Raw genomic sequence first — 12,309 nt, 5'->3', positions numbered from 1 at the left:
ATTCATTGTTATATATAATAAATAAAATACACCGCATTTTATATACCGTCTTAGGTACCGTTTCGGGAACAACTTAACCCGGCTTTGCGGTGGCGCGACAGGAATCAACAGCAGCTTTAAGCTCTTTCTCGTAACCAATGCGCTGATGGCGTTCAGCGCGTAGAGCCCGCATCTGTTTGTCGATGGAAGAACCGATCGGCAACCGGTCAACAGCGAAGGCTGGCGCGTCGATTGCACCAGGATCACATGGTACCTGCACCGGGACTTTCACTTCAACATAAACAGGTTCTGGAACAGCAGCGCGTCCAGCGCAACCGGCCAAGCCAATCACCATGATAATCATCAGCCATTTCATTTTGCACGCTCCCGCGCCAGCTCGGCGTCGAACGCTGAAGAAGCAGCAGCGCAAACGTCAGGACTGTCCACCCGCTCAGCTAGCACATCATTGGCTTTTCCGTAGTCATCTTTGGCTGATGCGCGGGCGGCCGCCACGGCATCCTTCGCTGCCTTATCCCTGTCCGCCCCAGCCTGCTGGAGCGCGGTGATTGCTGTATTCTGAGAATGAATTGTAGCATCTGCCTGGCGCTTGAGATTGCCGCAAGTTGTCAGCTTGCTGTTCAGGTTATCGATGGTAGGTTGGTAATGTCGCCCGGCCAGCCATGCACCAAGGCCAACAACAGCACTCAGCGCCAGCAGGACGAGGATGATATAGACAATGCCTTTTACGGGGTTAGACATAATGCCTTCTCCTTATTACGCCGGGTGACCAGACCGGGCAACACCTTGCCGTCGGCGTGTACCCAGCGCGGTAGTTGATTACACCCATCGGTGATCCGGCCCTGCCTGAACATCCAGAACATCGTGGACTTCTGCATCGCCGGACAACCCATGTTAAACGTCACGCTAACGGCAGCATCAAACGCCCCCTGCTTCAGCTTATCGCCGTCCGCATAACGGTTAACGCACTTCTCCGCATCAAGGATGTTCCTTTCCCAGTCAGCGGCGATCTGCGCATCATTCTTGCGGATACCTGGCTTAACACCGTGAGTGTTTCCCACACCATCAGTCCAGACATCTGCCGGGCATTTGTACGGGTCACGCTGGCAGGACTCCGCATTGCCGATCAGTTCCAGCCCTTGTTCGCTGGTTCTTACCTGCCCGCTGGCGATCACCATTGCGATGATTGCAGCGACAGAACAGACGGCACCGGCTTTACCGGCCTTCCTGATGGCGCTCATGCGTCATTGCTCGCACGTTTCAGTGCTTCGTGGACTATCTCAATTGCGGCGGGAGGTTTCGCGGGGTCATAATTTCTGAGGAATTCGGCATACAAATCTGTACGCCTTTGCATATCTGCAATGGACGCCAGCTTTTCAGCCCGGTTAACACGAAAGGTTCTGATAGTGAAGATTGCGCCGACAACGGTACCGATGATGAAGGTGTAATCCTGAAGTGAGAGAAGTGCGGTACCAGCGGTAACAGTAGCCCAGAGATAGGTTATCCAGCTACCGATGGTATTTAATGCGTTTTGTATCCAGTTTTGAACTTGGTTCATGATGCAACCCCTTTGAAGTAGGTTGCCCCATGATACACAATAATTCACATACGGATAAAAATTACCATCAGTTTAAAATATACCATTCGTTTGAAGACTGATCAGATAACGCAGGCGACCAGCCTTGTAACTGCCCATTTTCGCTATGCAGTGTCATGTCACTTTCTGAACCTGTTGATAATTCAACGTATGCGCCATCACCAAGCCTGGAGGCAGATATTTTAGCGCCTGATTTTATTGCGATTAACGCTTCATCCCATGTCATATGATGCCCTTAGTAGTCACGAACTGCTGCTGAAGTACCAATCCCTGCCGTGTAAACCAGGTCACCTCGCTTAGTAGAGGTAGGCGTGATTAACTCAAACTCTTGGCGCACATCATACCAAGTCGATGCATAACTCAAATTATCTGTGATGGAATTAGGCCAGACGACTCCGAGGTTGTTTTTACCTTTCACCGTACCCTTAGGATACAGCGTTGCTGAACCAAGTATTTCTGTTGTCCAGCTTGAATTAAAGAACTGGTAATCTCTCACATCAAATCTAAGCGATATCCCAACATTAGCACCAACATTTGCAAGGCCAAGATCGTGATCAACGCCTGTTGATAATGTTCCACCACCAATAACATCAATGTTTGTCGTCTTGCTTGTGCTCACATTAAGGATCCATGTGGCATATGATGGAGATGGTAGCGTTATCTCAGACGAGAACCAGTTATCCTTACATAAGGATTTTGCAGACGAACCTGCACCAATCCCGGTTAAACCACCATGAAATCCACCAACGCCTAACATGGCATAAACACCATAAGTGTTATAATTATTAGACGGAACAACATCAAATGAAAACTGGTTTCCTGACACCTCTATATAACCGTTATTATTCGCTATAAATAAAACCATAACGTTAACCAGAGAGTTACCTTTAAATATTAAATTGTGTGCTGCTCCGTTCTGGTTAATGAGAGATACGAAACCTATTGATTTAAACCTACAACCTTCGATTAATATATCTCTGGCGTTATTGTTCTGGCCTGAGTTATTGAATCTAGCATGGCGTCCCAAGGCGTTATCTACAACAGTGTCGCAGTTAATAAATGAAACTTGTGAATTATAAAAGAAAGTTGCCAGACAGCCATTAGGGAAGTTCTTGGCATAACAACCATATGCTCTGCTGTTAGTGCACCCTTCGAAATCAATCCCTACATCGCTATGTGAAGGATCGATAGCGGTTACAGAACAGTTCTCAATTGTAATGTTGTGGCCCATTGAACCCCAAACACCAGCCCATACGACGCTTGCAACAACATTTTTGAAGGTAATCCCTGTGCACTTGCGCTCATTACCCATGGCTCCATCTATAGAGAAATTAGAGTCTCCACCCCAGAACATGCCTGCATAATAATAGCCATAGGCATTTACATCAGAAACAACCCCACCATCAGTGAACCTAATGCAAATGAATGCCCCAGTAGATGAACGGGTCACAACCTGACCTGTAATAAAGCGAACGTTTATATTTTTAGATCTTGTTGATGAGGTGCTGCTTCCATATACACCAGTACCATCTTGCACATTAAGAAGTCGCGGACCTATAACGCGCATGTATTCAATCATTACATTGCTTGTTGCACTCTGGACAGCCACCAGCACAATAGTGTCATTTGCATAGTTATGGGTGCCGCCGGAAATGACAATATTATTGACGCCAGTGCACTTAAAACACCATGCTTCCTGTGAACTTCCGCTCGATCCTGAGTTATTTACCCAATTAATAACTGCGGCTGAGTCGAACAATAGCTGAGTATTGCTCGGCAAATTAATAGTATTACAGATGAAAGAGTAATTACCTGCTGGGATTCTAACAGTTTTACCGGTGGCTATTGCTCTCGTCAAAGCTGTTGTATCAGTACCAAAGTCCAATAAACTAACTGAGTCCCTCATCTTATCCTGGAACGTACGATACACCGCACCAGAGCCAGCCTGAATAAACCAGCCAAAACCACCAATCACTCCTGAAATAGCCCGATCTACATAGCTTTTCATGTAGCGGTTGTTTACTGCGTCTTGTTCGCTTGCAGGGTCTGCAAGATTGGCTATGCGGTATTGTTTGGCGTCATAGAAATTTGACTTGATCGTCGGGCGACGTAGTGCCAAGCCAATCCAACTGGTAACCTGCTGAACGAGCATGGTCAGGTAATCGAATGCATCTTCGTGAACCTCGGCAAAGAAGGTGCCCTGATTGCGCAGGTCAGTATCCTGTATCGCCGCCAGGTCACGCTCAATAACCAAAGAATAACCACTCGGAAGTGCCTGAGGCAGGACAACAGACCCACCATTGTATGAGCCAGCACCGGTCACAGTGTAGTCAGTGCCAAGGGTAAGAACAGTCTCAACTTCCAGAAGGTCAATCCGTGTAACAGTTAAGTTTGCTGAATTCAATATGCGAAATGTGTAAGGAAAAACGGTGGTAACGCCGTTCCCAGTGTAGGCGGCTTGGTTAACCTCAGTTGAAACAGTCATGGCGCGGCTCCGCGTTGGTGGTTATCCGCTCATCTTACCGCCTATTTATTCTTATATGAATTTTAATTACCCACTGAAATGGTTTTAGTTACCTAATTGGTGATTTATAAATTTACCTACATTTACCCCCCTTACGTAAAAAAGGAATTATGATATATGTATAAACATACAGTAGTTTATTTGGAGGTGAAAAATTATGCGAGCTGGGGAAGAAAACGAATATCACTATCCGTGCACGGATGACTATTCAGAACAGGTACATACGCCCAATGGCGTGGCCGCGCTTAAGACAGGATCCAACATTGAGAGACTGCTGGTACAGCTATATGAGGAAGGCTACGACATCTCAGGTGCAATGACCGAGTTGAAAGCCCTGCTGAACTATGTCACCAGTAATCAGGAAACGTTGCGTGATATTGAGACGCACCTCACCTATTTGCTTCAAAAGGCGCGCAGCGAGTTCTGATCGTTACCGGGCCCGCGCCGTTGTGCAGGCGGCGTTCTTATCCTACGACGGTAAACATTTCGCATTTAGATTGTGCAAAAGTTACCAATTTGGTAAGTTTACACGCCGCAAATAATGCGCCATAGTGTTTATGCACCAGCAAAATCTGGTGCCGGGATTGGCGTTCCGAAACTATAAAGGCGCACATACACGCGCATCAGCGTGTTTTTTTATTTGTGCGGCACAGCCTCATCTCAATGGTGGGCTGGGCAGGGCAACCTTCGGGTTGGCCGGGTTCCTTTGTAGCCGGTACGCCAACCTTGTTCAGCTCACCACCAGGCAGTTGGCGTTGCCAGTGGTGATTTCCAAACTACGAAGGAAACTCATCATGAACACATCTCTATCAACCGTTATTCCTGAAGTTACTATCCACGGCAATCGCGCCGTCACTACCTCATTAGCTGTTTCTGATTTCTTCCAGAAGCGACATGACAACGTCCTGCGTTCCTTGGCAAACCTGGAATGCTCACCGAAGTTTAACGCCCTCAATTTTGAGGCGGTTGAATACATCGATGCAAAATGCGAAAAACGACCAGCCTACGAAATGACCAAAGACGGCTTTGTATTTTTGGCTATGGGCTTCACTGGCAAAAAAGCGGCAGCGTTCAAAGAGTCCTACATCGAAGAGTTCAATCGCATGGAAAACGAGCTTGTAACTCAGCGTTATGGAAGCAGTACTCTCGGCGATCTGGTGGGTACCGGAACAGCCAACCTTTCTGCACTGGTCGACAAGCTGCAGCGCATTATCCATGAAGGTGAATTCATCCCGGCAGGGAAGAAAGAGATCCAGTCTCAAGCCAAACGCTATTGCTACCCTATCAAGTCTGGGTTTATGGAACACTTCCATACTCCAACCGGCGCGGCATCCTTGGCGCAAAAATCGCAGTTAATGGATTTGCTTCAGGAGCTTCACCGCGATGGCCATGATGTCAGCAGACCCCTATCTGAGTTAACTTGCCTGTCCAACTACGTAGTGGGATTAAAACAAGACGTCAATGATATCGTCACCCATGCAGCGTACATCCAGCAGGCGATCGCTAAGATTCAGTAAGCGACAAAGGCGTCGGGATCCCGACGCCTGATTTACCCACATCCAGCACATCATGAATCACCATAAATAATTCTGGACGCATTGCATATTCATCAAATTTGAGTAATCTTACCGATATGGTAACAACGGTTATGTCAATAAGGAGGGTCATCATGCTGCGTTCAACCAAGAAGTATCTGCGCATTGCGGGGAGTGTTCTCGACATTATGCCATCCACCGACTACTCAAGAATTGTTGGTCGTAAATCTGACGCTGAAAACATTGCTTCTGACTTCATCGCAGTTGGTAATGACATTAGAGTGAGTATTGATGGTTATGGAAAGGCATCCGGAAGAAGAGATTCGAAACTCTCACCTGCAAGAAGCTGAAGAGGCAGAAGCAGAAGCAGAGGCAGAAGCGACTGAGTTAGTCAGTAAAATTGAGTCAGAGCTGGTAGAAAACCCCATACTTGTAGAGCGTCTTCTCGATCGCCCCAAAGTAATGGCTATAGTCAGTAGAACGGCTTTCCGTGGTCCGCTCCCTCCGCCAGCCATGCTAAGGGAATATAACGATATTATTCCAAACGGCGCTGAACGCATCATGGCTATGAGCGAGAAGGAGCAAGGGCACCGGCATACTGTAACAAAAACGGCTGTAGGTGGGTCAGTTCAAAAAGATAAACGTGGTCAGTGGATGGCTTACTCCATCACATTGATCATACTTGCCATAGCCACATATTTTGCTGGGAAGGGTCAGACTGTTTTTGCGGGAACGCTGATAACGATTGATCTAATAGGTCTTGCTTCTGTATTCGCAATAGGCAGAATCACAAAAACCAACTCAGATGAAGAAGCCCCATAAGGGGCTTTTTTGTGTCTGTCGATAACCAACTGAATCCAATTATTCACTGGTAAAATTTAACTTAAGAGAATACTTTTGTTGAGCCACATTTGTGGCCATAACTACACGCAGGTATTACATGAAAAAGATATTCGCAATGCTTCTGGTAACCCTTTCTTTGGGCGCATCCGCTCAGGCTTTCGCTGGTAGCTGTCAGCATGATGGTGACACCGCATCAGATGGTTCGCGATGTGGTGGAAGGTCTGAGGACTCTCGCCCAGGCGGAAAAGGCGTCCGCTGATAGGTAAGCCCCAAGGATGGGGCTATTTAGCATCGCAAGGATATGCAATTCTCCAAGCCTTTCTTAGTAATAGTGGGGTTGGTATAGATCTATCTTCCGGGTGATCTATTATATATTTCGCAGCGATAACACTAAGATTTCCAACGCTTTTTGTTGGGGGACAGTACATTTCCTCTTCTCCTTCATATGCGAACCTTACTGCATCATCATCTATGATTGCAGAAACATAATTCATAAAAAATAAGTTGTTTAGGCTATCGGTTGGGCTAACTGCGTCGCCTTTTTTATCATGCTCGATTACTGATCTAGCAAGGACTAAAGGCTGATTCCCTTGATACATTATGGTTACCAATTTATTTTGAGCGCAGGATCCATTAAGTGAAACTGGTAGCAAAAACATAGCAAAAATAATAGTTAACTTATTCATTATTCACCAATCTATTTAAGTTGTTCTTCTACGCGGTTGAGCAGCGGAGAAATGTAAAATAGGTTTTGATATGGTAGCAACTTCCTGACGGCATGTGTCTGTTTGTCGTCAAATTCTCCATTCAACACGCCATTGGCGATCGTCGCACCATCGCCAGCCATATCAAACGTCGGCCCCATTAAAGCACCGATCGCATTACGGCTCTGGAAGCGCGATACCGGCGGCGCACCGAACATGGCACCCAAACCGAAACGCCCACCGCTCATGTTCTCGACGGTGTTCACCGGCTCAGACAACCAGCCCAACATCCCAGATCTGTCGAGCCCCTCTTTGACCAGGTTGTTCGGACGATAATCTACCTCACGCCCAGACAGGTTTTGCTTCATCGTGTAAACCATAGCCCCCAGCGCGATTGAGCCGAGCGCTCCCAGATAGAACGAAGCATCACCCTGCTGTATTCCTGACGCCAGTACACGGTTATGAGAGGCGAAAATAAAGGTCTTGAACTGCATGATTATTTTCCCGGCTTCAGTGCTCATCATTAGCGGCGTATCCCCCGCCCCGGCGTGACGATAGTCGAGTCAACATCCTTTAACACGGCAGCCTGAAATGCTTCACGCACAACGCGATCATCCCATAGATGGCTATGACCGGTAAGGAGGCCGTCCATGTCTTCGCCATGCTTTGAATATTGCTCAGCGATACGCCCAAGCATGGTCTGATCGATGCCGAGCTGAGCCAGTTTCCGGATCTCCTTCTGTGGCAATTCCTTACCTGCTGAAAGCAACTGAGCATTATCAAGTATGCGAGACTGCACAATCAGGCCAGACCACGACTTAAGGGTCGAGTTCCACTGGTTCATAAGCGACCAGTTACCAAACTTCTGTGTACCCCAGTTAAGCCCCCTCTCCAGTGCAGAGCGACGACTGTACGGATCGGTAAGGTCTGCAATTGCCTTTGTTCGGGTAGACAGCACGTAATCCAATCCTACGGCCATTTCTCGGAGGTCTTTCGTGGCCGCTTTTATGGCAGACATGTTGCGGAGCATCACGCCAAGCGGTTGCAACGATTTAGCCAGGCCGTGTTGCATCATTGGGCGTGCAAGGTCAGGCAGTGCAGATATTGTCATGCCGCCGAGTAGGCGAAGGAAATTCACATTACGAGCCACGCGCCCTGCTCGCACAAAGAAGCTCCTCGGATCCCTCGGCGCACCGTAGGTCCCTATCAGGCGATCGCGCATCCCTTCGATATCACGCAGGTCTGCACTGCGTTGTTTCTCCAGCTTAGCGCGTTCTTTAGGCGTTTTGGCATCACGGATAAGCTGAGTGTACTCCTCAGAAACCTGCCTGATTTGCTCACCCATATCTTTGCTACCGAACCGGGCGGTAAGCTCAATCTCTGGCCCTATCTGTCGCAGGTAACTTTCCATGACATGATTGATGTCCGACTCTAAAAAGTCCTCGATACGCTCATCAGGAATGAGAAGGCTACGGCTCTTGGTAAATCCAGCACGTCCAATGATCTTTTCAGGAATGACATCAGCAGGAACAAATCCAGACGGCGCACCGATAATTTTATTTACGATCTCGTCGGCAGCATCCTCCGCTTCTTCGCGGCTTAGTGGCTCTGAGTTTTTGATATTCCTGTCGCGACTTGCGTTGAGCCTATCTGTTGATTTCACCTTTTTGTTCAGCGCGCGCAGCTCAGACTGGTACTTCTTGGTGTTCTCCAGAATATCGCTGTGGCGGGCGAAGGCATCACGCTCGGCTTTTGCAGCAGTCACCGCTGCTGCATCATCGCTTTCTTTGATGATTTTATCCCGGGCAGCAATTTCAGTTTTTAATTCAGCCTCTCTGCCTGCCCATGCTTTAGAGGCGGTGATGTCATCGGCCAATGCCTTTGCCTTGGGCGCAGCATCTGCGGCATCATTCAGCCCAGCGTTTATTTTCTCCAGACGTGCAGTAGCCTTTTCAGCCACGCCATAGCTGATGCCTCGCAGCCATGTCGCTATACGCCCACGAAACTCTGTGCGGTCAGAGAGGATTTTGTCAAACTTGTATACGCGAGGGAGATAACTTTGAGCGGTTGAAACACTGACGTCTTCAGGCAAAATACCCAACTCCTGCATGCGAACTTTTGTCGCTTCAAAAATTGGCCTGATGGATGCTGCTGCTTGGGCAACCTCTGGAGTTTCACTATGATCACCACGCCGCATAGCCGCACCAACAGCCTCGTTAAAATCTACGAAGTTCATGCGTTTACCACCGGTGGTGCGGATGTTCTTGCTGTATGTCTGATATGCGTCTTTCGTATTTTCCATCTGCTTATACAGCATGGTGTCGTACTGTTTTATCTTTGTCTCAGCCGCGGTAAATGTCGCAAGACCCTCGTCATTTTTGGCAAAGAAATAGTTGTTCTCGGCCAACTGCTGATTGATGGCGCGTGATGATCTCGCTGGTGACTGAGCCAGGCGACCACCGGGATTGATGCTTAGGGTCTTATTGAACAGCCCCAGTCCTGCAAGCTGCTCCTGATCGAGAGTGGTGTTAAATACCTGTGCCGCACCAATACTCTGCGGCGCGTCGGTGCCGCGTAAGTTGGCAGATACCGAGGCATTCACCGCTTCGCGAGCGCCAGCGCCAGCAAGCACCTGAGCACCAGCACCGAGGATCCCGCCCACCATTGCATCAACAACCACATTCATGGCGCTCTGCCCAAGGGTGCGAGTCTCCTGCGTTTCGTTTAACGACAACTCGGAGGCCACCCCAGCACCAGCATTGGCAGCCGCAAAGCGAGCGGCTGTGCTGATTGCAGATCCGCCACGCTCAACAGCACCCAGAGGGACAAAAACTGAGGCTACGTTAATCGGGTCGACAAGTCCCATAGCCATGCTTGAGATGATGCCAGCACCGCCAGCCTCAGATAAAAACGCCCGGTCCTGCATTTGTGTATCGATCCGATGTTTTATCGCCAGAGTTTCTTCAGGAGAACCGGCATCTATAAACGAATCAGCATAGTCTTCATAGCCTGTAAGATCGGCGGCGTTGTTATCAAATGGGTTATACCCGTCGACTTTATCAAACTGGCTAAACGGCGCGCTGGCAATAAAGCTGCCCAGAGAGTTATCTAGGCGAAATGCCGCGTCGCGGGAACGCTGCACCTGCTGATCCTGAGTAAATGGGTTAAGAGCAGAAAGCAATGACGGTGTTTGCTGATAAAAGCTATTGTCTTCTGGCTGCGGGATCTGGCTGACATCAGCAGACAAAAGTTCATCAGTTTTTTGCTCGTAAGTCGGCATCATTTGCCCCCGGCTGTAATGTTTGATGGCAACTGGTTCATACCGGAACCGAATGGTTTAGTAAAATCTGGTGGCTGATAACCTGTGTCATTGGTGAACCCAGACGATGTCGATGTTTCATTTTGCTGACGCTGCTCTTTGGCTGCCTCTACACGCTGCTGCTGGAAGCCCATTGTTGCTTTGTACATTGGCGATGTTTTTTGGTCTGGCTTGAATCGAACAGGCATGCCAGTTTCACCATAATATGGCCTGACATCATCATAGCCCTCGGCGTTTTTCTGGCGCACCATCACGCTGTAGCTTTGGTCGCGTGGCGTTATTGCATCTGGTACCAGAACCAAGCGGGTGTCGTCACGCTGACCACCAAAGGATTTATCGAGCAACTCACGCTTTTCAGTTTCCCATTGCCCCTGAATCCAATTGCCTGAACCATTATTAACGCCATAAACAGCCTCCGGTGCGTACTTCATGATCTCCGGGGTGCCATTTACTGATGACACGCCCCACGTATTTCGGATCATAGCGTTTGTCATGGCTTCCGCCTGACCGGCATCCCCGCCAGTTTGCGCAAAGTTGGCATCATAAATAGTCTGGTAGTCACGCTGATATTGAAGGTTCGAGCGTGACGGGTCACTTGATGATGGAGTTAAAGACGTCGCCGATGTCAGCGCGCTGATATTACTTTGTGCCGCAGATTCCCGCCCTTTCAGATAATCTTTATCACGCTGCTTCGTGCTGATCATTTGCTTAGTGCGCTCGTCCTGCTGGTACACCTGGCTGTAGGACATATCAACCGCTTTATCTGCCGGAACGCCAGCGCGGTCATAGGCATAAACCTTCTGGTAGAAAGCCATTGCGCCTTTATCAAGATTGGTAACGGCAGCAGGGTTGTTGTCAAAAATCTGTCCGTACATCCTTGCCATCGGCACAACAACAGATGGGTCTTTCGATGTTGCCCCAGCAGTGAGCATTGTTTTGATCTGTGTGGGCAGAATTCCTGACTTTGTTGTGATGTTCGCAACTTGATTAAGGCTATCATCACTTTTCAAATTAAAGTCAGGAGCAACGTTCTGATCAAAGTAGTGATCAGCGGCGGCCTGATTGTTTTTGTCGTTAGGATCCAATGGGAAATTATTTTGAAGAGATGATGTAAAACGGTTTACACCCTGACCTTTTTCCCACTCTGCATCAAGCTGCTTGAATTTAGACTGCATTTTGTCCCAGCGCTGCTGGTTAGCTGCAAAGTTAGGTTCATTCGGGTCGTTCGGTCGCAGGCGCTCGAGTACATCCTGACGGCCAGACGGTGACATGTCTTTGGCTGCGCCAATAACAGCGCCATACTTCACCTGGTCCTGCATATCCTGCCATTGTTTCGCGCCCTTTAGCGGGCCATAGGCTTGAAGGAAATCATTCTGTGTAGGCATCTGGCTTGGTCTGAAACCCTCATCAAGTGCCGAATACGCATCTTTCACAGATGAGCCAATTTGCTGGGCGTAAAGTGCACGCTGCTCATTCTGCATGGCCTGCGCCTGCCGAAGGAAGGCACCTTGTGCTGATGGGCTGGCAGCATCAAACGCAGCATTGCCAGTACGACGCTTCGATGAATTCAGTGCGGACAAGCCCAGAGCCGCGCTGACACCGGTATTGATCTGGTCTTCTGTATAAGGCTGGTTACCATTTTCATGGCTGACAATTCCAGCGCAGAGCGCCGCCAAAGTACGCGGGTTGGTCATATCCAACTGATCATTTGCACCAACGCCAAGGGTTTTACACAACGCACTGATATAGCTATTTGTGTCATTCCCGTCTGATGCTGGCGCCCAACGGTT

13 protein-coding genes and 1 pseudogene are annotated in these 12,309 nt (G+C 48.6%); 5 read left to right on the top strand and 9 right to left on the bottom strand.

The features are described 5' to 3' along the window. Positions 1-73: 73 nt before the first annotated feature. The 6 genes from ACM5QY_RS12720 to ACM5QY_RS12695 all read right to left on the bottom strand — a co-directional run bounded on the left by ACM5QY_RS12720 (position 74) and on the right by ACM5QY_RS12695 (position 4,079). Positions 74-355, bottom strand: a complete 282-nt coding sequence (locus tag ACM5QY_RS12720; RefSeq protein ID WP_416121006.1) for a hypothetical protein — start codon at positions 353-355, stop codon at positions 74-76. Beyond that, positions 352-738, bottom strand: a complete 387-nt coding sequence (locus ACM5QY_RS12715) for a hypothetical protein (protein WP_416121004.1) — start codon at positions 736-738, stop codon at positions 352-354. The genes ACM5QY_RS12720 and ACM5QY_RS12715 overlap by 4 nt, the downstream gene beginning before the upstream one ends. Beyond that, positions 723-1,238: a lysozyme gene (locus ACM5QY_RS12710; RefSeq protein ID WP_416121002.1), complete on the bottom strand. Its 516-nt coding sequence runs from the start codon at positions 1,236-1,238 to the stop codon at positions 723-725. Before ACM5QY_RS12710 ends, ACM5QY_RS12715 begins: the two co-directional genes overlap by 16 nt. Further along, positions 1,235-1,555 (bottom strand): hypothetical protein, encoded by a 321-nt coding sequence (locus ACM5QY_RS12705; RefSeq protein WP_416121000.1) that lies wholly within the window; start codon positions 1,553-1,555, stop codon positions 1,235-1,237. Before ACM5QY_RS12705 ends, ACM5QY_RS12710 begins: the two co-directional genes overlap by 4 nt. A gap of 67 nt (positions 1,556-1,622) precedes the next feature. Further along, on the bottom strand, positions 1,623-1,820 hold the full coding sequence (locus ACM5QY_RS12700; protein ID WP_416120998.1) for a Thoeris anti-defense Tad2 family protein: 198 nt from the start codon (positions 1,818-1,820) through the stop codon (positions 1,623-1,625). A 9-nt stretch (positions 1,821-1,829) separates the two neighbouring features. Continuing rightward, the gene (locus ACM5QY_RS12695) at positions 1,830-4,079 is read right to left on the bottom strand and encodes a phage tail fiber domain-containing protein (RefSeq protein WP_416120996.1); all 2,250 of its coding nucleotides are present in this window, start codon (positions 4,077-4,079) and stop codon (positions 1,830-1,832) included. 196 nt (positions 4,080-4,275) lie between these two features. On the opposite strand from ACM5QY_RS12695, the gene ACM5QY_RS12690 reads away from it, so the two are divergent. The 5 genes from ACM5QY_RS12690 (at position 4,276) to ACM5QY_RS12670 (ending at position 6,755) form a co-directional block, all read left to right on the top strand. After that, on the top strand, positions 4,276-4,545 hold the full coding sequence (locus ACM5QY_RS12690) for a hypothetical protein (RefSeq protein ID WP_416120994.1): 270 nt from the start codon (positions 4,276-4,278) through the stop codon (positions 4,543-4,545). A 130-nt stretch (positions 4,546-4,675) separates the two neighbouring features. Continuing rightward, positions 4,676-5,635 (top strand): Rha family transcriptional regulator, encoded by a 960-nt coding sequence (locus ACM5QY_RS12685; RefSeq protein WP_416120992.1) that lies wholly within the window; start codon positions 4,676-4,678, stop codon positions 5,633-5,635. Between the two features lie 152 nt (positions 5,636-5,787). Next, positions 5,788-6,003: a hypothetical protein gene (locus tag ACM5QY_RS12680; protein ID WP_416120990.1), complete on the top strand. Its 216-nt coding sequence runs from the start codon at positions 5,788-5,790 to the stop codon at positions 6,001-6,003. Continuing rightward, on the top strand, positions 5,951-6,475 hold the full coding sequence (locus ACM5QY_RS12675; protein ID WP_416120988.1) for a DUF2335 domain-containing protein: 525 nt from the start codon (positions 5,951-5,953) through the stop codon (positions 6,473-6,475). The genes ACM5QY_RS12680 and ACM5QY_RS12675 overlap by 53 nt, the downstream gene beginning before the upstream one ends. Positions 6,476-6,593: 118 nt before the next feature. Continuing rightward, a complete protein-coding gene (locus ACM5QY_RS12670; RefSeq protein ID WP_416120986.1) occupies positions 6,594-6,755 on the top strand; it encodes a transmembrane anchored protein in 162 nt (53 codons plus the stop codon). Positions 6,756-6,777: 22 nt separating this feature from the next. Here ACM5QY_RS12670 and ACM5QY_RS12665 read toward each other — a convergent pair whose 3' ends face one another. From ACM5QY_RS12665 to ACM5QY_RS12655, 3 genes and pseudogenes are all read right to left on the bottom strand, one after another. Continuing rightward, a complete protein-coding gene (locus tag ACM5QY_RS12665) occupies positions 6,778-7,182 on the bottom strand; it encodes a Rap1a/Tai family immunity protein (protein WP_416120984.1) in 405 nt (134 codons plus the stop codon). Positions 7,183-7,193: 11 nt separating this feature from the next. Next, positions 7,194-10,480: pseudogene (locus ACM5QY_RS12660) on the bottom strand (hypothetical protein). Further along, positions 10,480-12,213 (bottom strand): hypothetical protein, encoded by a 1,734-nt coding sequence (locus ACM5QY_RS12655; RefSeq protein ID WP_416120982.1) that lies wholly within the window; start codon positions 12,211-12,213, stop codon positions 10,480-10,482. Before ACM5QY_RS12655 ends, ACM5QY_RS12660 begins: the two are co-directional and overlap by 1 nt. Positions 12,214-12,309: the final 96 nt, after the last annotated feature.

This window comes from Rahnella sp. PCH160 (genome assembly GCF_047784855.1).
Lineage (GTDB): Bacteria > Pseudomonadota > Gammaproteobacteria > Enterobacterales > Enterobacteriaceae > Rahnella.
This window is presented reverse-complemented; position numbering and strand designations above follow the sequence as displayed.